We start from the raw sequence: 26,039 nt of genomic DNA, 5'->3' as shown, positions 1-26,039 counted from the left end.
GCTCATACAAAGATCCGGACTGCCCCGTGTGTCTGCAGTCCGGATCTTTTTTCAGCTCTTTTATACCTGTCGCATCTGTCCCTACGCCTGACTGTTCATGCGGAAAACAGGGCTGATCTTCTTGTAAATGAGAAATACGATCAGCGATACAAGCACTCCCTTGAGAAGATTAAAGGGAGCCACAGCAAACGCCACAAATGTGAGCAGGCTGTTGATGCTTCCGTTTACCGCTGTGCCCATGGCCACCAGCGCGTCGATAGGCATCTGGAAGGCTGTGGCGTAAGCCGGAAGGAGCACATAGGCGTTCAGAAGGCATCCGATCAGCGTCATGAACACAGTGCCTGTAGCCATGCCTATGATGGCGCCTGTTCTTGTGCGCTTTCTGCGGTAGATAATGCCGGCCGGCACCACAAGCGCGCACCCAATCAGAAAGTTGGCCATCTCGCCTACGCCCGCTGTCGTTGTGCCGTTGATGATAAAGTTCAGAAGGATCTTCACAAGCTCGATAGATGCCCCGGCCACCGGCCCCATTGCAAAGGTTCCGATCAGCACCGGCACCTCGCTGAAATCAATCTCGTAGAAGGAGGGGGCAAAGGGCAGCGGGATCTCGAAGAGCATCAGCACAACGGCGATCGCTCCCAGCATGCCTGCCTGTACGATGGTGCGGACCCCTGCCCGCGGTTTTGCATTTGTGTTGTTCATAACCTGTGTACTCATTTTCTTTCTCTCCTTTGATGAATAAAATATTTTGCAGGAAAGAAAATCTTCTTGGAATTATGCAATAAAAAACTCCCATATCCATATGAATATCGGAGTCATGAAATAAAATGTTCTCTAAATAATATCGCATAGTTCTTCTCTCATCCAGACTTTACTGTCGGTTTTGGAATTTCACCAAATCAGCCGTTCACACATCTCCCATGCTCTGCAGCGCATCCATGTGTTCGCGGGTCGCGGACTATACCGCCGGTTGGGACTTTCACCCGACCCCGAAGACTTTATTCCTTATTTCGATAATACTATACCTCTTTATGGAGCTGTTTGCAAGAGTTTTTATTTTTTATTTCCAGTCAATCTCTCCGATCTCATAGACAGACGCACTCTGATTTTCATAGCTGATCACCAAAGTCAGACTGTATATCCTCACGAAAGGCTGTCCGTCCCTTAATCCCTCAAATGTGACCGTGCAGTCAACCTCGCCCACATCCTTTTTGTCATATCTCGTCCTTACGGCACGCGTCACTTCTGTGTTGGTCTGGCTAACCTGTACGTTTCCGCTGTAAAAGACCTTCCTGTCTTCCTTTACCCTCTCCAGATCATCCTCAGAAACAATACACTCATACAATCCCTGCTCTGTCATCTGCCGCGTCTCTTCGTCCACATCACTCCCCGACAAAAGAACACCTTCCGCCCAGGCATTGATGGACTGCCGTATATGCTCTGTATCTTCTTCAGAATAAGAGACATTAGAGTCCGGCATATGATCATACATATGACCGTACCCCTTTGTATCGCGTCCCTGATAGCCGTCGTCCACCTTTTCTGCATCATTTTCATTTTCCCCACTGCCGCCGCACGCCGTCAGGGCCAGCACAATCAGGAGCAGGCTTACTGCCCGCAAAAAACTTTTCTTCATCTTCATTTGTCAGTCCCTTTCCAAAAAAATATTGCCAAAAAACACACGGATTTTTGGCAATATTTTTGTTATGGATCATTTAACTTTTCTGCGCAAACTGTGCTGCCGCTTATTTGCGTTTTTTAGCGATCACTGCCGCGATTGCTGCAAGACTCACACCTGCCGCCGCTGCTGCTGCACCTGCGGAAGATGTATCACCTGTCCTGGGCGCAGTATTCTTATCCTCTGCGTTCTTTGAATCAGCCTTTTTGGACTCTTCAGATGTGCTGACTGTCTCACCCTTGCTGCCGTCTTCTGGAGCCTGAGGATTTTCAGGCTCTTCGGGTGTTGTCGGATCTTCCGGAGTTTCAGAAGCTACTTTTTCAACAATCATCGTATGTCCGCCTACAGAACCGTAGGGAATCTCAATATTTGTGATCTGGTCCACACCATCGGCAAGCTGGTATCCCTCAGGAAGCTGGAAATCCTCTCCAAGCACAAAGTGATGCGTATCCTCTGGTGAGCCAGGCACTCCTGCCTCCAGAGTCTCCTTCCCGACCACATTACCTTCTGTATCCTCAAAAGTCACTGTTAAAATCGTCTCACGCATTTTCAGAGTGATCGTATACTTTCCTCCGTCTTCCACAAAGAAATCACCAGTCACAATCAGCTCATAGCCTACAGGAAGATCGAGCTCAGAGTAGTTGGCAATACCGTCGCCATCCCCATCTACGATGTAATCCCCACCGCCGAGGTTGTTGCCATCCTCGTCTACAAACACGACATTGATCATCTTGCCTTCCTGGATCTTCGCCAGTTCGATCGTATAGGATTTTCCCGGGACTACAAAGAAATCTCCTGTCTCTTTCAGTTCATAGCCCTCCGGGAGATCAAGCTCAGAGTAATTGGCAATACCGTCGTCATCCTTGTCAACAAAATAATCGCCTCCACCGAGATTGTTGCCATCCTCATCTACGTATACTACATTGATGATCGTTCCCTCAATCTCCTTATTCAGAGTGATCTCATAGATCTTCTCTGTATCTACAAAGAAATCACCTGTCTCTTTCAGCTCATAGCCCTCCGGGAGTGTGAGTTCTGAATAGTTGGCAATACCGTTGCCGTCCGCATCTACAAAGTAGTCGCCTCCGCCGAGATTCTTGCCGCCTTCGCTCTTAAATACCACATGGATTATCGCAGCACCTTCCCTGTTAAGCACAATTGTATAGTGTGCGCCTTCTTCCACAAAGAAATCACCTGTCTCGTTCAGTTTATATCCGACAGGAAGCGCAAGCTCAGAGTAGTTGGCAATTCCATCCCCGTCAAGGTCTACCAGGTAGTCGCCGCCACCAAGGCTGTTGCCCTGAGGATCTGTAAATGTAACATTGATAATCGTACCTTTGTCGATCTTCTCAACCCTGACCTCAGACGCCTCGACTGCTGAGTAGTCCTTCACAAAAGCATCTCCAGTAACAGCCAGCCTGTAGCCTACCGGTCCTTCTATCTCTTTCCAGTTGAAAATTCCATCGCCGTCCGCGTCAACGAAAAAATCTCCGCCGCCCACTGTATTTCCATTCTCATCTACAAACTGCAGCCTGATGATAGAAGATTTTAAAACCTTTTTCGCTGTAAGAGTAGTTGTCTTGCCCACATATTCTGAGACAAACTGATCTCCTGCCACAGTAAGAGCGTATCCTTCCGGCACAGTCAGCTCAGACAGATTGAAAATCCCATCGCCATCTGCGTCAACAGTAAAATCTCCGCCGCCAAGATTGTTGCCATTCTCGTCCACAAATACTACGTTGATGGTCGAGGAGACAGCAATCTTTTCAATATTGACAACCAGTTTTCCGCCGTCTTCCGCATAGAAGTCGCCACTTGCTGTCATCTGATAGCCTGCCGGCACATACTGTGTAAGTACGGAATAGTTCTGCACGCCTGCCGGTACAGTGTAATCACCACCCGCTACTACTTCGTCTCCATCCTTGAACTGGATATTCATAGTTACATCTGTAGCAATCTTCTCAATATTGACAACCAGCTTTCCGCCGGCCTCCGCATAGAAGTCGCCGCTTGTCGTCATCTTATAACCTTCCGGCACATATTGTTCAAGCACGGAATAGTTCTGTACGCCTGCCGGCACAGTATAGTCGCCGCCTGCTATCACCTCATCTCCAGCCTTGAACTGGATATTCATAGTCACATCTGTAGCAATCTTTTCAATATTGACAACCAGTTTTCCGCCGTCTTCCGCATAGAAGTCACCACTTGCTGTCATCTGATAGCCTGCCGGCACATACTGTGTAAGTACGGAATAGTTCTGCACGCCTGCCGGTACAGTGTAATCACCACCCGCTACTACTTCGTCTCCATCCTTGAACTGGATATTCATGGTTGCACTCTCCTCAGCCTGCACAACCGACGCCCGACCCGGAAGCACAGTTGACATGCTGGTAGCAGCCAAAGTCACGGCCAGCGCAGTCACAAGACATGCTTTTGCCAACTTTTTTCTATACATTGTTCTCTCCTCCTACTTTCTTCCCCTACAGGAATGATACTTCTGTCTAAATACTGAAACTGCCAAAAACCACAGCAATCAGAACAGCACCAACGAGAAGCACATACCATTTTTTGTCACAGCTCCCATATTTAAACAGTTCTATTTTACCTCCCCCCGTATATTTTTGTCAATACTTTCCAAATACTTATTTCTATATTTTTCCATATTCAATTTTATTTCAGTGAGAATAATCTATAGAGTATCCAGCAGGCTCCATATTTTGTGAAACCAAGAAAAAACAGCAACAAAAAGACCAGTGGAAATCCACTGGTCTTTCAAGTCGGGGTAACAGGATTCGAACCTGCGACCTCGCGGCCCCCAGCCGCGCGCTCTAACCAAACTGAGCCATACCCCGGTCACAGATAGTATTATACTCGAAGTCTGTCGTATATTGCAAGTGTTTTTTTAATAAATCGTAAAATTCATAATATTTTTTTATTTTCGCCCTTATTGCGCCAACAAATCTGCCTGTATTCTACAATTATTATTTCCCGTTTTCAGACAAATATGCTAAAATACCTATAAAATCTTATGCGAAAGGAGTCCCTGATTATGAAATTAATTGTAACAGGCCCCAGGGGAAAAATGGGCCGGCTCATCACGCAGGTCGCCGCGGAGCGTTCTGACATCCAGCTGATCGCCGGAGTGGGGCCGGCAGGAAGAGATTACATCGGAAAGGATCTGGGCGATGTGGCCATGACAGGGCGCCGGCTCGGGGTACCCGTAGTGGATGATCTGGAGGCTGTCATAGATGACTGCGATGTGATCATCGATTTTTCCACAAAGGAGACCGGGCTGGAGGTGCTGGAAAGCGCTGTGAAGCACAAGAAAGCGCTCGTGTGCGGCACTACCGGATTTTCACCGGAGGAGATGGCCAAATTCAGGGAGGCCTCTTCCTCCATTCCCATGCTCTACGCAGCCAACACCTCCAAGCTGGTAAATATCATGAACAAGCTTCTAGAGATCGTGACCACAGCGGTGGGGGACGAGGCGGACATAGAGATCCTGGAGATGCATGACCAGTGGAAGAAAGACGCCCCCAGCGGCACATCCAAAGAGATGGGCGAGATCATGGCCCACGCCATGGGTAAGGAGCTGGACGACATCGCCGTCTACGGCCGCCACGGCGTATCTCCCCGCGAAAAGGGTACCATTGGCTACCACTCGCTTCGGGCCGGCAACATTCCCAGCAGCCACACCGTGTACTTCGGCTTCATGGGGGAGAGGCTGGAGATCACCCACCACTCCTACAACTGGGAGTGCTTCGCCAGGGGAGCTGTGGACTGCGGACTGTACCTGACGGACAAGGAGCCCGGCTGGTACACCATCAAGGATGTGCTCCACCTGTCCTGACCAGGAAAAGGGAGCGGCCGCGTCAATCCTTTTCGGATGACTGCGGCCGCTCCTTCTTTGTGCCTCTTATCGCTCATTTACCGCTACAGTTACAGTGTGTCAGAGTCCAGGATAATAGTGAAGGGGCCGTCATTTGTGAGGCTCACCTTCATATCTGCCCCGAACTGCCCCCGCTCTACTGTGGGCACTGTCTCCTGGCATTTTTCAATAATGTACTCGTACATCTCCTCCGCCATGGACGGATCGCCCGCCTCGATAAAGCTGGGGCGGTTTCCCTTTTTGCAGTTGGCATACAGGGTAAACTGGGAGATGAGAAGAAGGCTCCCGCCTACCGTGTCCAGTGACAGATTGGTCTTTCCGTTCTCATCCTCAAAAATGCGAAGGCCGAGCATTTTCTTTACCATCTTATCCGCGATCTCCTCTGTATCGCTGTCAGACACGCCGATCAGCACCATAAAGCCTCTGCCGATTTCTCCGATCGTCTGACCGTCTACCTTTACGTCCGCATTTGTGACCCGCTGTATTACAAAACGCATACTGTTTCCTCCTTTTCGCTATCTTCTATCATCCACGAAGAGGAGGGAAATGTCAATACTCTCTTTATTTGTGTTTCTCTCTCTTCTTTCGTATATAGGACTCAACCTCGTTTTTTTCAATCCCCAGCGAAACAGCGAGCTCACCGAAAAGGTTTTCCTGGGCCGCGTGCAGGCAGCGTTCATCACCTGCGGTCACTTTTTTCCCCTGGGCCAGTCTCTTTTCCCTGCGGACATTGATCGTCTTGATCACCCGCACCCACTGCCTCGTGTCGCAGGTTCTCAGCGCCTTTTTTAAGGTTTCTTCTCTCTGCCGTTCATTATCGATAGGGATCATATCCATCCCGTCAATCTCGCCAATGAGCTGCTCCGCTTCCTGCCTGGAGATCACATACCGCATAATGATCTTCTCACTGTCTGCCGGCACGTAGATCACGCCTCCTTTTGAGTACAGAGGTGACAGTGTATAGTAATCCTTTCCGGCGGACGCTTCCTCCAGGCGGATCGGACCTATACTCTCCACTCTGCACACGCCGTGCTGCCCGCAGACAATATACGCTCCTGTCTCAAACATTCCCATTCTCCTTTCTTTCATATTAAATAGTATTCCCAAAATACCGTTACATAAAAATCCGCCTATCCACAGATGTGGTAGACGGATTTTCATCTCTGTCTTTATACTATTTTATCAGACAAATCATTTTTGCGTAAGGCTTTTCCAGAAAATATTTTATTTTCAGCATTTTTGCGAGCATTACAGCGTCGATGGTTGTCTATTTTTACCCATTTTTTCCGGAAGCTGCGCCAGTATGATCGCCGCAAACATCAGGACACATCCCAGCCCCTCCCTCACGGACAGACGCTCTCCCAGGATCACCCAGCCGGCCAGCACAGAAATGCAGGACTCCAGGCTCAGGATCAGCGAGGCCACAGTGGGATTCATATTCTTCTGTCCAATGATCTGCAGGGTATAGGCCACACCGCAGGACAGAACACCCGCATACAGGAGCGGGCCCCAGCTGCGCAGGGCTCCCTCCACTGTAGTGGTCTCAAAGGCAGCCATGGGAAACATGGACAGGATGCCTGCCACAAAGAACTGGATGCAGGACATTTTCACTCCATCTGTTCTGGGCGCGAAATAGTCGATAATCAGGATATGAACAGCGAACAGCAGGGAGCCTATGAACACATAGATGTCGCCCCTCCCCACACTGAAGGACTCTGTGATACACAGAAAGTAAAGTCCCGCAAGGGCCATTGCCACCGCCAGCCACACCTTCCATCCGGTCTTCTTCCCCAGAAACATGCCGAGCACCGGCACCAGGACGATGTAGAAGGCGGTCACAAACCCTGCCTTCCCCGCCGTGGTGTACTGGATGCCGATCTGCTGCATACTGCTGGCCGCGAACAGGGCCAATCCGCAGCAGAGTCCTCCCGCAATCAGGGTCTTTGTGCTCCCCTCTTCCCCGGCTGTCCTTTTGTTGATCTTCTCCAGGATATAGATGCAGGGGAGAAGCGCCACGCCGCCGATGAGGGATCGGATGCCGTTAAACCCGAAGGGGCCCAGGTAGTCCATTCCCACGCTCTGGGCGACAAAGGCGGTTCCCCAGATAAACGCTGTCAGAAACAGCATACACGCGTTTTTTCTCCTCATATATTCTCCTTCATTCCTCTGTCTGAGTTTTCTTCTGTCTGATTTTTCTGTATACAACAACTTGTTCAGTATAACATATTCATGATTTTTTTGAAATGGTGTATACTAAAGAAAATGCGGGGCCTAAAACGCAAGATCCCTTGCAGCGGCAGAGAATCAGGAGGAGCCTATGTGGAAGTTCAGACGTTTTTTCTTAATATCGGGTATCCTGATGCTGGCGTCGGAGCTGTGGAAGCAGTACACCCTGACCTTCCTGATCGGCGGCGTCAGCTACAACTGGTGGTATTTTCCCTTCCAGCTCTGCAGCATCCCCATGTACGTCTGCCTGCTCCTGCCCTGGGCCCGTAGCCGGCGCCTCCGTCAGATCCTCACCGCCTTTCTCGTGGATTTCGGCATGCTGGGCGGCGTCTTTGCCTTCTTTGACACCAGCGGCATGCACTATGGGTATCTTCCCCTCACCATCCACTCCTTTGCCTGGCATATCTTTCTCATCCTGCTGGGCATTGCCGCAGCTCTCTCAGACCGCCTGGCCGTCGGGTGGAAAAATTATGCCGGGAGCGCCTGCCTCTATCTCGCCTGCTGCCTGGTCGCCACAGGGATCAATCTGCTTTGCGACCAATATGGCACCATCAATATGTTCTACATCAACCCGGACTATCCCATGACCCAGAAGGTGTTCTCGGAGATCGCCGCCGTCCTGGGAGACACTGCGGGTATCTTCATCTATATCGGCGCCACTGTCGCAGGCGCAGCTGTCTTTCATCTGGGCTGGCGAAGCTTTGTTCTAAAATCTATAGAAAATCCCAATCATTCTGTCTTATAGATATTATAAATATAATTATAGATGTCATCAATTTGACCACAAAACCACCTAGACGTACAATAGATTTAGACCGAAATCAAATCAGGAGACTTGCTATGGAAACTGAAACTCCCCTTTTAATCATAAACAACATCTATAAATCCTTTGGGCATGTGCAGGCCTTGAGAGGAGCCTCCTTTTCTGCCCCCAGGGGCAAGGTGACTGCTATTGTGGGGGATAATGGCTCTGGCAAGAGTACCCTTGCCAAAATCATTTCCGGCTGCCTGAAGCCCGACTCCGGGGAGATTACCATCAATGGCAGGACCTATCCTTCTCTCACGAACCATCAGGCCATATATGAAGGGAACATCGGGACTGTCTATCAGGATCTGGCACTGGACAATCTGAAGAACGCCTATGAAAACATTTTTCTTGGAAGAGAGGATATTCATTTTGGCGTTTTTCTCAACAGAAAAAAAATGAGGGAAAAAGCTGCCGCACTTTTCCAGGCTCTGGCAATTGACATTCCGGACATGGAGCTCCCTGTAGGCAGTATGTCCGGTGGACAGCGGCAGGCTATCGCCATCGCAAGAGCCATTGACATGGACAGGCAGATTTTGATTTTTGATGAGCCTACTTCTGCTATGGGTATGAAGGAGACTCAGCATACCATGGATCTCTTTCAAAGATTAAAGGATGAGGGGAGAACCATTCTTCTCATCAGCCATAATCTGTTTCAGGTATTTGATATTGCGGACCGCATCGCAGTTCTGGATAAAGGATGTTTTGTAGACACATTTTCCACAGCCGAAAGCAGCCCCCAAAAGCTGCATGATCGGATTGTAAAGGAAGAAATGGAGCTTGAGCAATGACAAAATATATTGAGAAAAACAGTCAGCAGCTATTTCTTTTGATCGTAATTGTTGTAATAGGTGGGTTTCTGACCATAAAAAGCGAATACTTTCTAACTCCTTCAAATCTGATCAATATTGCAGACTCCTGTGGCTACCGTCTCATCATGGCCGTAGGGATGACCTTTATCATGGCGTCCGGCGTCATGGATCTGTCAGCTGGCTCCACTGTCTCACTTGCAGGTGTCATCACCGCTTGGATGCTCCATGCAGGGGCAGGAATTCCCCTGTCTGTAGCGGCCGGACTGCTGACCGGAATAGCTGCAGGCGTTCTAAACGGGCTGCTCATCCACTACACAAAAATCAGTTTCTTTATCATCACACTGGCTATGAGCGGTATGCTCCGCGGCATTTCACTGATTATTACAGGCGGCCGTCCTATCACACGGTTTGGAGCGGCTTTTATGACAATCGGAACAGGCAGACTGGCAGGAATTCAGATCTCTGTGTGGATCGCAGTCATCCTGACACTGGCAGCCGCTGTTGTCCTGAACTGCACAAGATGGGGCAGCTATATCAGAACGCTCGGGAGTAATCCGGAGGCTCTTCAAAAATGCGGTATAGGCATAGCTGGATACCGCATTTCCGTACAGGCTGTCATGGGACTGGCAGCGGCTATTACAGCTGTCATCATCACGGCCAGACTTAATTCTGCCGAGCCCAATGCAGGTATGGATATGGAGCTGGACGCCATCACTGCTGTTGCGATGGGCGGCACGCCTATCACAGGAGGGAAATCCCGCATCAGCGGCACTATGCTGGCCGTTATCATTCTGGGCATCATTCGAAACGGTCTTACACTTATGAGCATTTCCTCAGATTACCAGCAGTGGATCACCGGATTTTTATTGCTGGTCTCTGTCCTCGTATCAGGGATCAGGATTAAAAATACAAAACAAAAATACACAAGAAAAGGAGAATGACTAATGAAAAAACTACTTAGTATCTTATTGGCAGCAGTGCTGGCCATGTCTCTGCTTGTCGGATGCTCCGGCACAGACAGCAGCACAGAGGACACAGATAAGGCGCAGACCACCGAGACAGAAGAAACCTCCTCCAGCGTCGTGGATCAGATACTGGCCGATGTAGAGGCCGAGATGGACAGTCAGCTCGGAGAAGTTCCGGAAAAAAGCGCCGGTGAAAAAGTTGGTATTCTGATCAGCTCTACTTCCAATGAATTCTGGGCCACTATGAAGACACGCTACGAAGAAGCTGCCGCAGACGCAGATCTTGACATAGAAGTATACGAGGCTTCTGCCGAAGATGACGCCGAGGGTCAGCTGGACGCACTAAATACTATGGTGTCCATGGATTTCGACGTGATCATCCTCTCCCCCATCAACGGCACTAATCTGATCCCCGGCATCGTGGCCGCCAATGAGAAGGGTATCAAAGTCATCAACCTTGGTCCCGGCGTAGATGAGGCGGCTCTGGAGGAGGCCGGCGGGCATCTGGATGCCAAGATCACTGTCAATTTTGAGGATCAGGGAAAAATGGTAGCGGAAGATATCGTGAAAAGGCTTGACGGCAAAGGCCAGGTAGCCATTCTGGAAGGCATGGCAGGCGCTGCACAGAGTGAGGGACGTGTCAAAGGCGCTGAGGATGTATTTGCACAGAACGACGGCATCGAGGTAGTAGCGAGCCAGGATTGCAACTGGGATACAGATACAGCCTACGAGGCAACCCGCGACATTATGACAGCCAATCCGGATGTAAAGGCAATCTTTGCCTGCAATGACAATCTTGCTCTGGCAGCTGTACAGGCTCTGACAGAGCTGGGCAACAGCGATGTACTGGTATACGGCGTGGACTACACCTCAGACGCGAAAGCCGCTATCGAGGATGGCACTATGATGGGCTCCATGACCTATTCAAGCGCCATCTACACGAAAGCTGCTATCTCCATGGCTATGAACCTGGCACAGGGCGGCAGCTATGACAAGCCCCTGTATCTTCCTCTGACACTGGTGACACAGGACAATGTGGCAGACATGGACGGATGGAAATAAACCATGAAACATCTGATCGAAACTGCCCTTTTGACTCACGGCCTGTCATCACTGTCCAATGAATACATAAAAAAGCAATGGCCGTTTAAGGAGGCAAATCTTGCTTATCTTGAAAATGGCACAGTAAAGACAGGCACTATAGAAGATTATCTGAAGCTGCGGGAACATCCTGAGCGGATGGCACGCATTGACTGTACTTCTCTGGAGAGTGCAAAATCACAGGGATTGTCCGGAGCTTTCACGGCTTCTGCCACCATGGCTGTGTGCCGTGAACTGGATATACCTATGGCAGTCACTGCCGGTATGGGCGGCATTGGCGATGTGGAAGGGGAAGAACTCTGTCCGGATCTCCCGGCACTCGAGACGATACCCGTCATCCTGATTTCAACAGGCCCAAAGGACATGCTGGACAGGGCGGCCACTTTTTCCTGGCTCCGGAAGCATGGCGTTTCCGTAAAAGGAATCAACACAAGCTCCTGTACCGGTTACGTTTTTAAAGGCAGTCCTCTTCCTCTTGAGTCATTTGACCTGAGTCTTCCCGTTGCAGCCCCGCTTCTTCTCATCAATGAGATCCCTGTATCTGACAGGATCACTGACCGAGAAATACTGACGAAGGCCATCCAGGCAGGACACCAGGCAGCCGCAGAAGGAAGAGCCTATCACCCTGCTGCCAACAGGCGCATCGATGAACTTACAAATGGGTATTCTTCCATAATTCAGCTGGCTTCTCTGATTGAAAATGCCCGTGCTGCCAAAAAGCTTCCTTAAAACGTAAAAAGGCAAAACTGACACAGGGCCATACCGCTCTTCAGACCTTACAGCGGTATGGCCCTCTTCTGTTATCACACTGTTTTCACCGGCACCTTGATCTTCACTACATAGTCCTCCTCCCCGGCTCCCGCAATGTAGCTGATCATATCGTACACATAGCAGTCCCCCGCGATTTTCAAACTTTCTCTCTCTATGAATTTCATCAGCTTCTCAATACTTTTTCCAAATGAATTGTAGGGTCCTTTATGCATGACGGATGCGAAAGTCCCTGCAGGCTTTCTCCTCACATCCTCTCTTTTGCACCATTCATCTGCCCATATATTTTCCGGTATCTTTGTAAAGAGAAAGCTTTCTTTCATCTCCTTCTTCTCCAGCGTTTCCCGCAAAATGATGGATCCCACAAAGGCGTGATTTCGGATGCCGCAAGCCTCACATTTCCGGATATGCTCGCCCAAAAGTCTGGCCGGAGCGTTGCTGCTGTCCCACTCCCTGTACCCAAAATCAGTAACCAGCAGATGCTCTTCCCCGTCCCGCTCTGTCCGGGGTACACCGTACCGGGCATCCAGCGCCTCCTCCGTGATCTGCACCAGCTCCTGCATAAAGCCTGAGAGCTCCTCCAGCTTCTTTTGCTCTTCTTTGATCCTGCGCTGCTTTTCCCTGAACATCTCCAGGAAATATCCCGTGTCAAAATTGCGAATACATTTCCGTATATCCTCCAGGGAACTGCCGGTGTATTTCATAGTCTGGATCAGATCAAAGTCATAGAACTGAACGGCCGTATAGTACCGATAGCCATTGTTTCCCACACGGTCGGGCTTCAATATACCAATCCTGTCGTAATGGAAAAGCGTCTCTTTTGTAGTGCCGCACAGAGACGCAAACTGTCCCGTTGTCAGAAGCTGTTCTGTATTCATCCTCAGATACTCCTCTCCGTTTTCTCTTGACTATTGTGTTACCCTATAGTTTACCATTCCTTGTTGAGGAGAACAACCATCTATGAAAACAGATACGCATACTACATTGAAGACAGATACTCATACTGCCGGCGTACAGGACAGCCATAACCGGATGTTTGACGGAATGTCTCCCACCAGACTCTTCTTCCGGTGCGCCATCCCCAACATGATCAGTATGGCTGTGGTATCGCTGTACACCATCGCTGACGGGATCTTTGTGGGCTACTACATCGGCGCTGAGGCGCTGGCTGCCATCAATCTGGTTATGCCTCTGATCATGATGAGCTTTGCCTTCTCGGACATGGTAGCCGTTGGTTCTTCTGTCCAGATTGCCATCTGGCTTGGAAAAAAGGACGGAAAAATGGCAGGGCGCATCTTTTCCACTGCCTGCCTTCTGATCCTCATCTCTGCTCTTATAATGGGGACACTGGCCTGGCTGTTTTCCTACCCGCTTGTGCAGCTGCTGGGGGCCACCGGGGAAGTGGCTGACCTGGCAGTGAAGTACATGCGTGTCTATGCGGCCTTCTCCGTCCTTATCATGCACTTTTTCGCCGTGGACAATTACCTGCGGATCTGTGGGAGGGTCCACTACAGCATGGCTATGAACGTGGGCATGTCGCTGGCAAATATTGTGCTGGACTGGCTTTTCATCGGCGTCTTCGGCTGGGGGATCGAAGCTGCCGCCCTGGCCTCCTGCCTCAGCCTGATGTGCGGAAACATCATCTGCTTTCTCCCGTTTTTCGCGGGAAAGCTGCCACTTTGCTTCACGCGGGAATGGGTCGGGCTCAGGCTGGTAGGAAATATCGTGGCCAACGGAAGCTCAGAGTTCTTCAACAATATCTCCGGCTCTGTGTGCATGATCATCTTCAACGCCGCCCTCCTGTCTGTCGGGGGATACATGGCAGTGGCGGCCTTCAGCATTATCATGTACGTGGACAGCGTAGTAAAGGCATTGCTTTTTGGTATGGGCGATGCCCTGCAGCCGGCCATCAGCTACAATTACGGGGCAGGAAGCCCTGCAAGGATCTGGGCCATAGAGAGGCGGGTCCAGGCTGCCGGGCTGCTGCTGGCACTGTTGGTGCTCACTTTCATGCAGATCGGCGGAGAAGCGCTGATCGGCCTCTTCGCAAAGGGTGACGGGGAACTGCTCAGCATGAGCGTCAGGGGCATGCGGATCTTTTCCCTGTCCTACCTCTTTACATGGTGCGCCATTTTGTCCGGCTCCTTTTTCACTGCTCTGAACCGGCCTGTCTTCTCCCTTGTGACTGCCGCGGGACAGACCCTCCTGTTCCCTGTCCTCTTTCTCTGTGTCCTGCCCAGGCTTCTGGGCCTGGACGGTATCTGGCTGTCCCCGGTGCTGGCCGGGGCCGCCTCCTTTCTGATGTGCATCCTGTTTCTCCTTGACACCAGCCGGCGCCTGTCCTCCGGGCAAAGGCAGCGGGCATAGAGGCTTGCGCACAGAGGCTGCTGCGATTTTGACCTTTTCAAAAAAAAGCGTTATAATACATTTCGTAGCAGAGAGAAATCCACCCTGCTTACATGCGATATGTGATCTAAGGAGGTAATCAGTCATGAAAAAGAATAACAGAACATCACATACAGCTCAGGCAACCAAATCGATTGTCACAACAAAGGACACCACCAAGGCTATCGAGACAAGGGCCGGCGTCTTAAAGGACGCACCCGAGGCGCCAAAGGCCGAGCTGAAGACACAGATATTTCTCCAGTATCTCGGAACAGAGTGCAGCACTGACGATATTCTTGCAAAGGTCAAAGATATCTGGACAAAGGACATGGGAAAAAAGGCAGAGGATATGAAGACTATCAACGTGTATCTGAAGCCGGAGGAAATGGCAGCCTACTATGTGATCAACGACGAAACAACAGGAAAAATTGCTCTGTAAATTCCTTATGAAAAAGAACACTCCCGACAGATGCGCAAAAGGCGGCATCTGCCGGGAGTGTTTTTGCAGACCTATTCTTCGCTTCACAGGCCTTCTTCCCCGGAATGGAAACGCTTTACACCTCCACACCGGAAAGCCGTATCATCCTGTCGTATGTAAAATGATTGAACACAGCGATGGTCCTTCCCACTCCGCTCATAGCCAGAATCGTCCCTATTCCAATCCCCACCAGATGTCCCGCAAAGACAAAGCTCACCGTGGTAGTGATGGCAATATTGGTCAGATCAAAGCAATTTTTTGTAAAGCCCACGCTTTTGCGGATACAGTCCGCTATAGCCTGTACAATGCCATCGCCCGGATTGGGAATAATGCGCATGTTCAGCGACATGGCCGCCCCGATCCCGGTCAGCACAATGGCGACCACAAGAAACAGGATCCGCAGGACCATCTGTCCCGGTGTGTCCTTCCCCTCTCCATACAGGTTGGGAATCACCGCCGAGAACACATTCAGGAACCTGGTAAACACAAGGCTCAGCGGTATCTGCAGCAGATCCATGAGCACCGTCAGCTTTCTGTCCATCCTGTTTGCATGGGCAAGGACAGCCCCCTCCTCACCGGCCGCTCTCTTGCTGCGGATCAGGTGCAGGCAGATCTGGATGACAACAAAAATGCTGTACAGGGCAAGCGTCATATTTCCAAAATTGTGTCCGGAGATGACAGAAATACTGTAAGCCACAGATATGATAGGCGATACGCCCAGGCCGGTCTTCGTATTCAGCGTAAGTCCCAGCGCCAGGACAAGAAGTCCAAGAAGATAGAAAAACACACGGAACAAGGTGCTTCTGTTGATTTTTCTCAAGTAAATCCCTCCCACTTTCTGCTCCGTTATATTATTCTAAGGATTTTTGAAAAATCTGTCAAATCCATTTCCCGGAACTTCCCGAAAAACTCTTTTTCCGGAAGAATTTCCACATTTTCACACATAGCTTTGGACGCTCACCTCATACAGATCCTCAAAGGGGATTTTTGTGTCCACAACCTTCAGCAGCCGGGCTGTGCCGTCTATCCTCGACACCATCCCCGTCACCTTCAGATATTCCCCCTCGCAAAAGTAGATGACTGTCACCATGTCATTTTTCCTGATCTGCCTGAGCGCGCGGTCCAGTTCCTCTCCCCGCTCCTCAGAGAGCTCTGCCTTGGGCACTGTGATCTTTTCCTTTTTTCTGAGCGCCTCCTCATAGCCCTTCAGGGCTGCGAAGGGCATAAACTGCTTTGCTCTGTCCTGGCGGCTCATCCCGCCCCGCCCGTTTCTGTACGCCATTTTCGCTTTCCCCCTTCTGTAATCGGCTCCACGTTTCTCCTCCGCTCCTGTGTCCTCCGATCTGGCGGTTTCTCTCCATAGTCGTCGCCCCCTCCTGCAGATCCATGCCTCTGACAACTGCATTTTTCCCATATTTTCCCTTGATCTCCAGAAGTGCCCTCTGCATCCGCAGCTCCCGGTCCAGCTCTTCCGGATCCGTAAACAGGTCGTACTGCCTCCAGGCTTCGTCCACCACATGATTGTACGTGACACTAATCCTTCTCACCGGCGTGCGGCGGTCCACGATCCTGTCGTAAAGCCGGGCCGTGCAGGCCATGAGCTGGCGGGAAGAGCTGGTCGTCAAGGTCATGGGCTCTGTGCCGTGAGCAGCCTTTCTTTCTATCCTTCCGCTGTACCCCACATGAAGGGTCACAGAGTCTGTTACAAGCCCCTTCTCCACCAGCTCCAGGCTGAGAAGATCCGCCATCTCTCTGGCCGCCAGTCTGCCCTCCTCAAAGCTGTAGTCCCGGGGCAGCACCTGCCCGTTGGAGACAGAGCTGGATCTGGGCCTGTAGGCCTTGATATCCTCCATCGTAGTGGTCTCCCTGCCCCAGGCGTGATCGATGAGGAGCTCCGCGTCAACGCCGAACAGGCGGTAGAGCAGCCCCTCGTCCGCATGGGCCACCTCCTCCATAGTCGTCAGGCCGGACTGGGCCAGGCGCCGCTGTATCCCGCTCCCGATTCTCCAGAAGTCCGTCAGCGGCCTGTGTCGCCAGAGCTGTCTTTTGTAGCTCTCCTCGTTCAGCTCCCCCACATGCCCCTCGGAGTGCTTTGCCGTGATGTCCATGGCGATCTTGGCCAGATAGAGGTTGGTTCCTATCCCCACAGAGGCGGTGATGCCTGTGGTGTCATACACATCCTCCATAATCCTAACGCCCAGCTCCCGTCCGCTCATCCCATACATGTGCAGATACCGGGTCACATCCATGAACACCTCGTCGATGCTGTAGACATGGATGTCCTCTTTCGCAATATATTTCAGATAAATGCCGTATATCTCTGCCGAGCGGTCAATATAGAGCTGCATCCGGGGCGGCGCCATGATATAGCTGATCCCCTTGGGGATCTCAAACACTCTGCACCTGCCCGGCACTCCCAGCGCTTTCATGGCCGGGGACACAGCCAGACAGATGGTCTTGTCGGTCCTCTCAGGATCAGCCACCACCAGGTTGGTGGTCATGGGATCCAGTCCCCTCTCCCGGCACTCCACGGAAGCGTAGAAGGACTTCAGATCTATGCACACATATGTCTTCTGCTTTCTGCTGGTAACATTTTGAACAGTGTTCTCCATATGAAATCCTCCTTTTTATTTTTTCGAACATATGTTCTTTTCTTGATTATAGCAGGAGCGGGGAGGATTTTCAACTGGGGATTTTTGACAGGAAGATTTGGGTCATGGAAATCTGTACTCGGCTTTCCAATCTCCCCCAAAATTTGTACATGCAAAAAAGGACGAGGCCATTTCGTCGAAACGGCCTCGTCCTTCGGCGCAGTGTTTCCTATTCCATCCGCAGTCTCTCCACCACGCTCTGCTTCTCCAGGTTCAGGAAGCACAGGCAGGGGATGAGAACCGCCAGGATGAGGATCAGCGGGGTGCACACGCCCAGGGGAAGCAGCGTAAAGCGGAAGGTGGAAAAGTCGTCCGCCGCCGTCACAGCCCGCACGCCAATGCCCACTGCCAGGGCGCTGACAATCCAGGAGGTAAGAAGGGTCAGCCCTGCATAGTACAGTCCCTCATACACAAGCATCCGGCGGAGCTGCCGCTTCGTCATGCCCACGCTCTGGATCACGGCAAACTCCCTCTTCCTGGAGACGATGGCCGTGATCATGGAGTTGGCAAAGTTCAGCACGCCCACCAGGGCGATGATGACGCTGATGGCGTTTCCCATGACCGCGGAGGATCTGGTCTCCTCCTCGTACTGCTGCGCCATAGTCTGGCGGGAGGTGACGGGAAGCGTCCTGTCCACAGAGGCGGTGTACCCGTCCAGCAGCTCCTGCATGGCATCCACCTGGCCCTCCTTCACATTGACGTAGAGCCTGCGCATCGTGTTATCCGGATACAGCTCCCGGAAGGAGTCGGAAGGGATCACATACTCCAGCTCAAGACCTGTGTTCTCTCCCGCCTCCAGAGCCCCGTCCACGACGGAGCTATCCGGCAGCACCACTGCCATCACCTGGTAGGTCCTCCCCTCCAGCTCCACCGTCTGGCCGACAGAGGCAGCGGGCAGAGTCTTCCCTCCTTTTGCCTCCTCTTTGGAGATGGACGCAGTGGACACGGCCAGGGCATACTCTCCTGTGGCAAAGGCCTCCGGGTCAAAGGATCCTGCCAGGATGTGATCCTCGTCTGTCATCGCCTCCAGTGGAATCCCATCCAGTCCGAACAGGGTGACTATGGCCTGCTTTTCTTTGATAGAGTTCTCCGCATCCTGGGCCCCCTGGGCATCGTAGCTGGCCCAGTCAGCCAGAATGTCCTCATTGTAGTAGGCAGCCAGATTGGCGGCTGTCCCATCGTCCATCTGCCAGATAAACTGGTGGGACCAGGCGTGGCCGGTCTCCTCCACTCCGTCCGCCTGCTCCACCTGGCTTACAAGCTCCTGGTTCAGCGTGGAGCCCTGGGGATCGTAGCCTCCTGTGTAGTCCTCGCTGGAGGCGTCGGAGAGCTCAAAATCAGCGATAGTCAGGCCGGAGAGATATTTCTCCATATCAAAGGCTGCGTTCTTGGCGTAAAAGCAGCTCAGCAGTACAAGTCCCAGGGACAGGGAGCAGACCACCAGGGCCGTCCGCTTCTTGTTCCGCCCCAGGTTGGCCCAGGCCATCTCGCGGAGGGAGGCGCTGCCCCGCTTCTTTGCCATCCTCTTCGTCTTATCCGGCGCGTCACAGGCCCGCAGCGCCTCCACAGGAGACACCTTCCCCGCAAGGCGGGCCGGGCGCAGGCAGGAGATCAGGACTGTGACCCAGGCAAAGAGGGCGGATCCGAGGAAGATCACCGGGCTTACCGAGACCACGCTCTCCCCCTCCAGCATGCCAAGGAGGGTGGGGACAAGGAGAAAACCGAGTCCCCAGCCCAGGACCAGGCCGATGGGGATGCCGATGAGGCAGAGCCTGTTTGCCTGTCCGTAGATCAGCCTGCGGAGCTGCTTTTTCGTCATACCCAGGGTCTTCAGCTTGCCGTAGAACTGCACATCCGCGGTGACGCTGATCTGGAAAATGTTGTAGATAATGAGATAGCCCGCCACAAAGACAAGGATCATCCCCAGGTACATGGGAAGGCTCTCTGAAAAGGCCGCAGCCCCCATCTCCGGCGAGTAGGCCAGGTTTACCCCGTACTCCAGCCCGATCAGGCCTGTGTCTGCCAGGATACCATCCAAGGTCTCCTCAATGTTCCTGTCACTGTAAAGGCTCACCTGCGCCATGTGGGTACCGAGAATCTGTCCCTCTGACACCGGCCCGTCGGCGCCTCCCGTCATCTGATCCGCAAAGGCCCTGGATACCCATGCCATGCTGGCGTAGCTGGAGGCATTTCCCTCCCAGTAGCCGCAGAGGGTGAAAGTGGAGGCTGTCGTCTCCTGGCTGTTCAGATCTGTCCGCCACTCAAGAGTCACCTGCTGCCCCAGCTCATGGGGAATTCCCAGGTAATCCAGCACAGTGGTGTCCACCGCCAGCTCGTCTTCTGCCTCCGGCATCCGGCCGGCAGTGGGCCAGGCAAAGGAGTGGGCGGCGTAAGAATCGTCCCCCCAGCGGATCTCGGTCTGATGTCCCTTAAGCTCTCTGTTTTCCGCCACTCCCAGCACAATGCTCTCTCCCACCTCCCTCACGTCCGGGTGGGCGCCGATCAGGGCCGCCTCCTCGCCCGTAATGCTCTTAAAGGAGGCCTGGGCATCGTAGCCTGTCTGGCGGAAGGTCATCTCCACCATATTTTTGCTCATGCTCTGAGCCAGCGTGAACAGAGTGGTGAACATGAGCGTGGTCATGAGGATGGCCAGCACAGCCACCACATTACGGCCCTTATTTTTTCTGAAAAGACGGCTACTTAGCGTCTTGATGGGTTGAAATCTTCCTCTCACAGCAAAGCACCCCCTTTACTGTGACACGATGCGGCCGTCTTCAATACGGATGACACGGTCCGCCATGCGGGCAATTTCCGGGTTGTGGGTGATCATGACGATGGTCTGGTGAAACTCCTGGCTGGTGGTCTTAAGAAGACCGATCACATCATCACTTGTCCTCGTGTCCAGGTTGCCTGTCGGCTCATCTGCCAGGATGATGGAGGGCTTGCTGGCCAGAGCTCTGGCAATGGCTACCCGCTGCTGCTGGCCGCCGGACAGGTTGTTCGGCAGATTGTCCAGCTTCTTCGCAAGGCCCAGAAGCTTTACGATCTCCATGATAAATTTCTTGTCCGGCCTGCGCCCGTCCAGGGAGATGGGGAGGATGATATTCTCCCACACGCTCAGCACGGGAACCAGATTGTAGTTCTGGAAAATGAAGCCGATCTGCTTCCTCCTGAAAATGGTGGCCGCCTCGCTGTCAAGCTCTGCCAGCTCCGTACCGCCGATGCGGATACTCCCCTCCGTGGGCGTATCCAGACCGCCCAGCATATTTAAAAGGGTGGACTTGCCGGAGCCGGACGTGCCGATGATGGCGGTGAATTTTCCCCGCTCGATCTCCAGGTCCACGCCGTCCAGGGCTTTGACGAGGGCCTCCCCCTTTCCGTAATATTTCTTCAGCCCTGCTGCCTTTAAGATCGCATCCATTTTTTCTACCTCCTGCTGTCTTGCTTAAACAAGACTCACCGCCCCCTCTATGAGTCCTTCGTACAGCACCATCCGCCGGATCTGCCTCTTCTCCATGCCAAGGCTCTGGTACAGGGCAAATTCCCTCCTCCTGGTCAACACCTTTGTCATGATCACATTCACAAATCCCAGGATGCTGATGCCAAAGAGGAGCGCTCCCGCGAACACCCCCACCGACACCGCCGATGCCACGGACTGCCGGAACTCTCCAAGCTCATCGCTTTTTCGCTCCACAGTCACTCCCTCGTCCCGGCGGATGTCGGCTGTCCTCTCCTCAAACCGGTCTGCTTTGCTGTCATCGATGTTGACCATGATCTGCCGGATGTGGGTCCCCGGGTACAGCTCCTGCAGCGTGTCCGCCGGCATCACATAGTTCAGCGAGAACTCTGCGGCCCTGCTGTTCCTTCCCGCCGGGATGCTGCCCCAGTCCGCCACGGCAGCCATGACCGTAAAGGTTCTGTCTCCGATCTCCACCTGGGAGCCCGCCGGCGCAGAGGATAAGCCCTCCTGGGAGGTAGCCCCCACAGAGATCACATAGTCCCCTGTGGCAAATTTCTCCGGATCAAATTCTCCGTCCAGAATATCGTAGAACAGGACATAGTCCATCACAAGACCCTCGGCGCCAATGAGGACGCTCCGGTACTCCCCCGTCTCCTCAAGCGCGTCAAGGCCGGCCACCCAGCCGGGCTGTCCGGACATAGACTCTTTCCTTGTCACATCTCCGTAATAGCTGTCGATGCCATTGTAAAAATCCACCACCGTCCGGCGCAGCGTCTCGTCGGCAGTCAGGTCCACCTCGTGGGTGAGAAATTCCCCGTACTCCGTAACCTCCGGGCAGGAGCGCAGCTTCTGCGCCATTTCTTCCGTGATATTGCCGGCCTGCTCATTGTATCTCTGGTACTCCCCGCCGCAGGAGGCGTCGATAAAGGAGTAATCGCTCAGATACATCTCATCCGCATAGTAGTCCTCATCGTAGCTGATATAGCGGATGTAGGCACTCCCCAGCACGAGGGAGGCCATCAAAAGGGACAGGATCGCTGCCGCAAAGCTCCGCCAGCCTGTCCCCAGCGAGGCCAGCGCCAGCCGCCAGGCGGTGACCCGCCCTCTCCTTCTCTTCTTCTTTCCACGGTACTCCCGGTTCAGAAAGGCCTGGATCATGGCCGGCGTCCAGCCCTTCATCCGGAAGGTGGAAAAGTAGCAGCCCGCCCAGGCAGTGAAAAGGGAGAGAAGCACTGCCGCCAGGGCCGGCCACAGATGGAGAAGGCTCAGCTCCAGCCGTATACCCGTGTATCCCTCCACAATCCCCCGGGCCAGCCAGAGAAACACGCCAAATCCAAGCGCCAGCCCGGCCGGAACGGCAGGGATGCAAAGGAGCAGCGCATAAGCGCTGGTAAACAGTCCCGTCTGCCCCGGCGTCATGCCCAGGGCCTTCATAGCCGCCAGAAGGGACAGACGCTCATGCAGGGATACAGTCATAATATTGTAGATGAGAAGGAAGCCCCCTGCCACCACAAAAAGGCCCGTCAGAAGATAGCTGACTGCCCTTGCGTTTGCAGTGTCCATCCTGGCGGAATTGTAGGAGAGATTCGTGGTAAAGGACACATCCCCAAGCCCCAGATCTGCCAGGATCTCCTCTGCCCGGTCATCCAGATCCTTCGGCTGCCAGAGCATGACGCCCAGGGTGACGCTCTCCTTCGCCCCGGTCTCCTCCCGAAGGCGGGACGCCTCCTCTTCAGAGATCCAGGCGCAGGACTCGGAGTGGACATTTTCCCCGGACCAGAAGCCGCAGAGGGTGAACCGGTCTGTGTGCTCTGTGCCTTCCCCATCCCTCCATTTCAGCTGGATCACCTTTCCCGTCTCGTGGGGCAGCCCTAAGGAGTCCAGGGTCATGGTGTCCAGGGCGATCTCTCCCATCCTCTCCGGCATACGCCCCTCCTCGGGGACGGCGCTCACCGTCTCGGCATAGTCCTTATCCGCGGCGGCCAGACAGATATTCCTGTATTCCAGAAGCTCGTCCCCCAGGGTGCCCAGGCTGCGGAGCTCCACGCTGCTCTCCACACTGTCGTGCCCGCTGATCCGCTCCGCCTGGTGCTCTGTCAGCCCGGTAAACACAATGTGGCTTGTGGATCCGTACTCCAGCTGATCACTGAGAAGATAAGAGCTGTGGACACTGTCCGCCGTGAAAAAGACCAGGGTGTAAAGGAGGGTCACCAGCAGGACGGACAGAGACAAAAGAGCGGCCCGCACCCTGTCTGCCCGGATCATGCGCCGGGCCAGGCGCAGGCAGACCTTTCGGTTGTCATTGGCCAGGAGCGCCATAGCCACCCCTCCCCTCCGCAAGCCTGCCGTCCTCAATGCGGACGATCCGGTCCGCCGTCTGGGCAATGTCCAGGTCATGGGTGATCATGACGATGGTCTGGCGGTATTTCCGGTTCATCATCTTCAAAAGTCCCAATACGTTCTGGCCGGACTTTGTGTCCAGGTTGCCTGTGGGCTCGTCTGCCAGCACAAGGGCCGGCCTGGCAATGAGAGCCCTGGCGATGGCTGTCTGCTGCCGCTGTCCTCCGGACAGCTCCCCGGGCAGGGCCGACAGCCGGTCCCCAAGCCCCAGCGTCTCCACCAGCTCCTCAAAAAAGCCCCGGTCCGGCCTCTCGTTTCCCATCTCCAGGGGAAACAGGATATTTTCCTCCACCGTCAGCATGGGGATCAGGTTAAAATTCTGGTACACAAATCCCACTTTGTTCCTGCGGTACACAGCAAGCCACGATTCCTTCAGGGTGTCAATCCTCGTCCCTTCCACCCAGATGCGCCCTTCTGTGGGCCTGTCCTGCCCTCCCAGCAGATTGAGAAACGTGGTCTTGCCGCTGCCGGAGGTGCCCACGATCATGGTAAATTTCCCCTTCTCGATCTCCAGGTCAATGCCGTCCAGCGCCTTCACAAGTCCCGCTCCCTGCCCGTAATATTTTTTCAGTCCCTCTGTCTTCGCGATTACTTCCATTTCCTTTATAGTAAAATCCTTTCCCTTCACTCTCTCCTGTACCTGTCGATGCCGGGGCCTTTGTCAGCTTGGCAGGAACACGGAGAAGACGGAGCCCTTCCCCTGCTCTGACTTCACCGTAATGTAACCCATCTCCTGCCGGATGATCTCCTGGGCCAGGTAGAGTCCAAGACCCACTCCGTCCTGCCCGGAGGCCTCCTGAGCCCGGTAAAACCGCTTAAAAATATCGTGGTAATGGTCCGGGGCAATGCCCATTCCCGTGTCCTCAATGTCGATCCTCGTGTAGATCTGCCAGGGCCGCACCCGCACGGTAATGCTTCCTCCCCGTGGCGTGTATTTCACCGCATTGTCCAGTATATTTCCAATGGCTTCCGCTGTCCATCTGGGATCGTGTCTGACCGCCACATCGCTGCCGCACTCTGTCTCCAGCGCGATCTCCTTCTTCTCCGCCCCGGCCCATACAAGGCTGATGGCCCGGGCAATGGTGTCCGCAAGAGAGGCCTCCTCCGGCTTCAGCACAAAGGTTCCTGTCTCCAGACGGGACATCTTGATCAGGGACTGCATGAGGAAATCCAGCTTCCCGATCTGCCCCTCCATAGTTTCCAGAAACTGCTGCCGCTTCTCCTCCGGCAGGTCGTGCTCCTTTAAAATACCCGCGAACATCCGGATATTCGCCATAGGCGTTTTGACCTGATGGGAGATATCACTGACCAGCTCCTGAATCGTCTGCTTATCCCTCTGGCTCTCCCTTCTGGCTTCCCTGGCAATGTCGTAAAACTGCAGGAGCTTTCCCTGCACCTTTGCTGTCAGGCTGTCCTCATAGATCTGAGGCCATCTGTCCGGCTCCCCGGCGATGAGACTGTCCAGGATGTCGCAGAGAGAGTCGGCAAAATCCGCCACCTGCCGCCGTACCCAGGCACGCCACCAGGCGGCCAGGAGAAAGAGGCCGGCGCAGATCCCAAGGAGCCCATACCGCACCTCCCGGCGGGGGACATACTCCCACAAAAGCCATGCCATAGCTCCGACCAAAACAATGGCTCCAAGAAATGGCAGCGCCTCCCGAAGCCTTCTCCTCTTCTCTCTCATCTATCTCCCCCCTGTCCAGATATAGCCCATGCCCCGGACCGTCTTGATGTAAGTGTGCTCCCCGTCCTCAATCTTGGCCCGCAGACGGTTCATGGTGACGGTCAGCGTGTGGTCATCAATATAATTTCCCTCGCTGTCCCACAGCTTGCCCAGAAGGGTCTGCCTGGTGAGCACATTTCCCCCGTTCTCCGTCAGCGTCCGCAGCAGCCTGTACTCGTTGGGGGTGATGGCGATCTGCTCCTGTCCCCTCCTGGCTGTCAGAGCGGCAAAATCCAGACACAGAAAGCCGTCCTCCCACCGGTCCTTCGGGGCAGTCTCCCGCCCCCCGGCGTGCCGCAGTGCCGCCTCCACTCTCTTGAGGAGGATTTTCATACTGAAGGGCTTTGTCACATAGTCGTCCGCTCCCAGGTCAAAGCCTGCCACCACGTCCTCCTCCAGGTCATTGGCCGTGAGGAAGATGACGGGCAGGCCGGGATCCCTCTCCTTCAGCTCCCGGCAAAGGTCAAACCCGCTGCCGTCGGGCAGGTTGACGTCCAGGATAACCAGGTCAAAATCGTCCTCCCCGGCAAGCTGCCGGGCTTTCTTTATATTGTAGGCGGCCACGGTGAGATAGCCGTTCATATCCAGTTCAAAGCAAAGGCCTGCGCTCAGCGTCAGGTCGTCCTCCACTACCATGATCCTTCCCGCGCTCATGTCTTACATTCTCCTTGTCCATAAAATCATACATAAAATCGCGC

24 protein-coding genes, 1 tRNA gene and 1 riboswitch are annotated in these 26,039 nt (G+C 53.4%); of the genes, 8 read left to right on the top strand and 17 right to left on the bottom strand.

The genetic code is table 11. The annotated features are described in order from the left end of the window. Positions 1-81: 81 nt before the first annotated feature. From H7U36_RS13010 to H7U36_RS12995, 4 genes are all read right to left on the bottom strand, one after another. Positions 82-717 (bottom strand): ECF transporter S component, encoded by a 636-nt coding sequence (locus tag H7U36_RS13010; protein ID WP_033127093.1) that lies wholly within the window; start codon positions 715-717, stop codon positions 82-84. Between the two features lie 131 nt (positions 718-848). Then, positions 849-1,001: riboswitch (FMN riboswitch) on the bottom strand. A 59-nt stretch (positions 1,002-1,060) separates the two neighbouring features. After that, positions 1,061-1,636 carry a hypothetical protein gene (locus H7U36_RS13005; protein ID WP_205156289.1) on the bottom strand — a complete coding sequence of 192 codons (576 nt, stop codon included), beginning with the start codon at positions 1,634-1,636 and terminating at the stop codon, positions 1,061-1,063. A 109-nt stretch (positions 1,637-1,745) separates the two neighbouring features. Next, a complete protein-coding gene (locus H7U36_RS13000; RefSeq protein ID WP_205156288.1) occupies positions 1,746-4,133 on the bottom strand; it encodes a hypothetical protein in 2,388 nt (795 codons plus the stop codon). Positions 4,134-4,455: 322 nt separating this feature from the next. Further along, positions 4,456-4,530: transfer RNA gene (locus H7U36_RS12995), tRNA-Pro, on the bottom strand. A gap of 197 nt (positions 4,531-4,727) precedes the next feature. Here H7U36_RS12995 and dapB point away from each other — a divergent pair. Continuing rightward, positions 4,728-5,528, top strand: a complete 801-nt coding sequence (gene dapB / locus H7U36_RS12990) for a 4-hydroxy-tetrahydrodipicolinate reductase (protein ID WP_033126519.1) — start codon at positions 4,728-4,730, stop codon at positions 5,526-5,528. Between the two features lie 89 nt (positions 5,529-5,617). Here dapB and dtd read toward each other — a convergent pair whose 3' ends face one another. The 3 genes from dtd to H7U36_RS12975 form a co-directional block, all read right to left on the bottom strand. Next, a complete protein-coding gene (gene dtd / locus H7U36_RS12985; RefSeq protein ID WP_033126520.1) occupies positions 5,618-6,064 on the bottom strand; it encodes a D-aminoacyl-tRNA deacylase in 447 nt (148 codons plus the stop codon). 64 nt (positions 6,065-6,128) lie between these two features. Then, positions 6,129-6,635, bottom strand: a complete 507-nt coding sequence (locus H7U36_RS12980; protein ID WP_033126521.1) for a CarD family transcriptional regulator — start codon at positions 6,633-6,635, stop codon at positions 6,129-6,131. Positions 6,636-6,815: 180 nt separating this feature from the next. Beyond that, complete coding sequence (locus H7U36_RS12975; RefSeq protein ID WP_138303960.1) at positions 6,816-7,715, bottom strand: DMT family transporter; 900 nt, start codon at positions 7,713-7,715, stop codon at positions 6,816-6,818. Between the two features lie 169 nt (positions 7,716-7,884). On the opposite strand from H7U36_RS12975, the gene H7U36_RS12970 reads away from it, so the two are divergent. The 5 genes from H7U36_RS12970 to H7U36_RS12950 all read left to right on the top strand — a co-directional run bounded on the left by H7U36_RS12970 (position 7,885) and on the right by H7U36_RS12950 (position 12,205). Further along, complete coding sequence (locus H7U36_RS12970) at positions 7,885-8,538, top strand: TMEM164 family acyltransferase (RefSeq protein ID WP_191428750.1); 654 nt, start codon at positions 7,885-7,887, stop codon at positions 8,536-8,538. A 95-nt stretch (positions 8,539-8,633) separates the two neighbouring features. Next, positions 8,634-9,389: an ATP-binding cassette domain-containing protein gene (locus tag H7U36_RS12965; RefSeq protein WP_205156287.1), complete on the top strand. Its 756-nt coding sequence runs from the start codon at positions 8,634-8,636 to the stop codon at positions 9,387-9,389. After that, a complete protein-coding gene (locus H7U36_RS12960; RefSeq protein ID WP_033126524.1) occupies positions 9,386-10,351 on the top strand; it encodes an ABC transporter permease in 966 nt (321 codons plus the stop codon). The genes H7U36_RS12965 and H7U36_RS12960 overlap by 4 nt, the downstream gene beginning before the upstream one ends. A 3-nt stretch (positions 10,352-10,354) precedes the next feature. Next, positions 10,355-11,437, top strand: a complete 1,083-nt coding sequence (locus H7U36_RS12955) for a sugar ABC transporter substrate-binding protein (RefSeq protein WP_033126525.1) — start codon at positions 10,355-10,357, stop codon at positions 11,435-11,437. A gap of 3 nt (positions 11,438-11,440) precedes the next feature. Further along, a complete protein-coding gene (locus H7U36_RS12950) occupies positions 11,441-12,205 on the top strand; it encodes a pseudouridine-5'-phosphate glycosidase (protein ID WP_138303968.1) in 765 nt (254 codons plus the stop codon). Between the two features lie 74 nt (positions 12,206-12,279). On the opposite strand, the gene H7U36_RS12945 is transcribed toward H7U36_RS12950, so the two are convergent. Continuing rightward, positions 12,280-13,122, bottom strand: coding sequence for a MerR family transcriptional regulator (locus H7U36_RS12945; protein WP_191493703.1), 843 nt, complete (start codon positions 13,120-13,122; stop codon positions 12,280-12,282). A gap of 82 nt (positions 13,123-13,204) precedes the next feature. Between H7U36_RS12945 and H7U36_RS12940 the strand changes: the two genes are divergently transcribed. Next, positions 13,205-14,611, top strand: a complete 1,407-nt coding sequence (locus H7U36_RS12940) for an MATE family efflux transporter (RefSeq protein ID WP_138303971.1) — start codon at positions 13,205-13,207, stop codon at positions 14,609-14,611. A 124-nt stretch (positions 14,612-14,735) separates the two neighbouring features. Further along, the gene (locus tag H7U36_RS12935; protein ID WP_052084097.1) at positions 14,736-15,068 is read left to right on the top strand and encodes a DUF6465 family protein; all 333 of its coding nucleotides are present in this window, start codon (positions 14,736-14,738) and stop codon (positions 15,066-15,068) included. 115 nt (positions 15,069-15,183) lie between these two features. Here the strand turns inward: H7U36_RS12935 and H7U36_RS12930 are convergent, their stop codons facing one another. From H7U36_RS12930 to H7U36_RS12890, 9 genes are all read right to left on the bottom strand, one after another. Continuing rightward, on the bottom strand, positions 15,184-15,927 hold the full coding sequence (locus tag H7U36_RS12930) for a DUF6198 family protein (protein WP_207750607.1): 744 nt from the start codon (positions 15,925-15,927) through the stop codon (positions 15,184-15,186). A gap of 117 nt (positions 15,928-16,044) precedes the next feature. Beyond that, positions 16,045-16,389 carry a YolD-like family protein gene (locus H7U36_RS12925; protein WP_033126528.1) on the bottom strand — a complete coding sequence of 115 codons (345 nt, stop codon included), beginning with the start codon at positions 16,387-16,389 and terminating at the stop codon, positions 16,045-16,047. After that, entirely contained in the window at positions 16,304-17,719 is a 1,416-nt protein-coding gene (locus tag H7U36_RS12920; RefSeq protein ID WP_052084098.1) for a Y-family DNA polymerase, read from the bottom strand. The genes H7U36_RS12925 and H7U36_RS12920 overlap by 86 nt, the downstream gene beginning before the upstream one ends. A 208-nt stretch (positions 17,720-17,927) precedes the next feature. Beyond that, positions 17,928-20,492: an ABC transporter permease gene (locus H7U36_RS12915; RefSeq protein WP_330637140.1), complete on the bottom strand. Its 2,565-nt coding sequence runs from the start codon at positions 20,490-20,492 to the stop codon at positions 17,928-17,930. A 15-nt stretch (positions 20,493-20,507) separates the two neighbouring features. Beyond that, positions 20,508-21,179: an ABC transporter ATP-binding protein gene (locus tag H7U36_RS12910; RefSeq protein ID WP_205156286.1), complete on the bottom strand. Its 672-nt coding sequence runs from the start codon at positions 21,177-21,179 to the stop codon at positions 20,508-20,510. Positions 21,180-21,203: 24 nt separating this feature from the next. Then, positions 21,204-23,537 carry an ABC transporter permease gene (locus H7U36_RS12905; RefSeq protein WP_330637141.1) on the bottom strand — a complete coding sequence of 778 codons (2,334 nt, stop codon included), beginning with the start codon at positions 23,535-23,537 and terminating at the stop codon, positions 21,204-21,206. After that, positions 23,518-24,216, bottom strand: a complete 699-nt coding sequence (locus H7U36_RS12900; protein WP_205156284.1) for an ABC transporter ATP-binding protein — start codon at positions 24,214-24,216, stop codon at positions 23,518-23,520. The genes H7U36_RS12905 and H7U36_RS12900 overlap by 20 nt, the downstream gene beginning before the upstream one ends. A 63-nt stretch (positions 24,217-24,279) precedes the next feature. Next, positions 24,280-25,302, bottom strand: a complete 1,023-nt coding sequence (locus H7U36_RS12895) for a sensor histidine kinase (RefSeq protein ID WP_205156283.1) — start codon at positions 25,300-25,302, stop codon at positions 24,280-24,282. Next, a complete protein-coding gene (locus H7U36_RS12890; RefSeq protein ID WP_205156282.1) occupies positions 25,303-25,995 on the bottom strand; it encodes a response regulator transcription factor in 693 nt (230 codons plus the stop codon). Between the last annotated feature and the right edge of the window lie 44 nt (positions 25,996-26,039).

The sequence above is a fragment of the Faecalicatena fissicatena genome (assembly GCF_016900595.1).
Taxonomy (GTDB): Bacteria; Bacillota; Clostridia; order Lachnospirales; family Lachnospiraceae; genus Claveliimonas; species Claveliimonas intestinigallinarum.
The sequence above is the reverse complement of the archived record's forward strand: the minus strand, read 5'-3'. Positions and strand labels throughout refer to the sequence as shown.

What these genes read in the sequence shown, in the direction of transcription:
- H7U36_RS12965 (WP_205156287.1), top strand. Translation starts at nt 8,634, where the DNA reads ATGGAAACTGAAACTCCCCTTTTAATCATAAACAACATCTATAAATCC.
- H7U36_RS12955 (WP_033126525.1), top strand. Translation starts at nt 10,355, where the DNA reads ATGAAAAAACTACTTAGTATCTTATTGGCAGCAGTGCTGGCCATGTCT.
- H7U36_RS12895 (WP_205156283.1), bottom strand. Translation starts at nt 25,302, where the DNA reads ATGAGAGAGAAGAGGAGAAGGCTTCGGGAGGCGCTGCCATTTCTTGGA.
- H7U36_RS12975 (WP_138303960.1), bottom strand. Translation starts at nt 7,715, where the DNA reads ATGAGGAGAAAAAACGCGTGTATGCTGTTTCTGACAGCGTTTATCTGG.
- H7U36_RS12935 (WP_052084097.1), top strand. Translation starts at nt 14,736, where the DNA reads ATGAAAAAGAATAACAGAACATCACATACAGCTCAGGCAACCAAATCG.
- H7U36_RS12970 (WP_191428750.1), top strand. Translation starts at nt 7,885, where the DNA reads ATGTGGAAGTTCAGACGTTTTTTCTTAATATCGGGTATCCTGATGCTG.
- H7U36_RS12960 (WP_033126524.1), top strand. Translation starts at nt 9,386, where the DNA reads ATGACAAAATATATTGAGAAAAACAGTCAGCAGCTATTTCTTTTGATC.
- dtd (WP_033126520.1), bottom strand. Translation starts at nt 6,064, where the DNA reads ATGCGTTTTGTAATACAGCGGGTCACAAATGCGGACGTAAAGGTAGAC.
- H7U36_RS12920 (WP_052084098.1), bottom strand. Translation starts at nt 17,719, where the DNA reads ATGGAGAACACTGTTCAAAATGTTACCAGCAGAAAGCAGAAGACATAT.
- H7U36_RS13005 (WP_205156289.1), bottom strand. Translation starts at nt 1,636, where the DNA reads ATGAAGAAAAGTTTTTTGCGGGCAGTAAGCCTGCTCCTGATTGTGCTG.
- H7U36_RS12980 (WP_033126521.1), bottom strand. Translation starts at nt 6,635, where the DNA reads ATGTTTGAGACAGGAGCGTATATTGTCTGCGGGCAGCACGGCGTGTGC.
- H7U36_RS12905 (WP_330637141.1), bottom strand. Translation starts at nt 23,537, where the DNA reads ATGGCGCTCCTGGCCAATGACAACCGAAAGGTCTGCCTGCGCCTGGCC.
- H7U36_RS13000 (WP_205156288.1), bottom strand. Translation starts at nt 4,133, where the DNA reads ATGTATAGAAAAAAGTTGGCAAAAGCATGTCTTGTGACTGCGCTGGCC.
- H7U36_RS12940 (WP_138303971.1), top strand. Translation starts at nt 13,205, where the DNA reads ATGAAAACAGATACGCATACTACATTGAAGACAGATACTCATACTGCC.
- H7U36_RS12910 (WP_205156286.1), bottom strand. Translation starts at nt 21,179, where the DNA reads ATGGATGCGATCTTAAAGGCAGCAGGGCTGAAGAAATATTACGGAAAG.
- H7U36_RS12925 (WP_033126528.1), bottom strand. Translation starts at nt 16,389, where the DNA reads ATGGCGTACAGAAACGGGCGGGGCGGGATGAGCCGCCAGGACAGAGCA.
- H7U36_RS13010 (WP_033127093.1), bottom strand. Translation starts at nt 717, where the DNA reads ATGAGTACACAGGTTATGAACAACACAAATGCAAAACCGCGGGCAGGG.
- H7U36_RS12945 (WP_191493703.1), bottom strand. Translation starts at nt 13,122, where the DNA reads ATGAATACAGAACAGCTTCTGACAACGGGACAGTTTGCGTCTCTGTGC.
- H7U36_RS12950 (WP_138303968.1), top strand. Translation starts at nt 11,441, where the DNA reads ATGAAACATCTGATCGAAACTGCCCTTTTGACTCACGGCCTGTCATCA.
- H7U36_RS12900 (WP_205156284.1), bottom strand. Translation starts at nt 24,216, where the DNA reads ATGGAAGTAATCGCGAAGACAGAGGGACTGAAAAAATATTACGGGCAG.
- H7U36_RS12890 (WP_205156282.1), bottom strand. Translation starts at nt 25,995, where the DNA reads ATGAGCGCGGGAAGGATCATGGTAGTGGAGGACGACCTGACGCTGAGC.
- dapB (WP_033126519.1), top strand. Translation starts at nt 4,728, where the DNA reads ATGAAATTAATTGTAACAGGCCCCAGGGGAAAAATGGGCCGGCTCATC.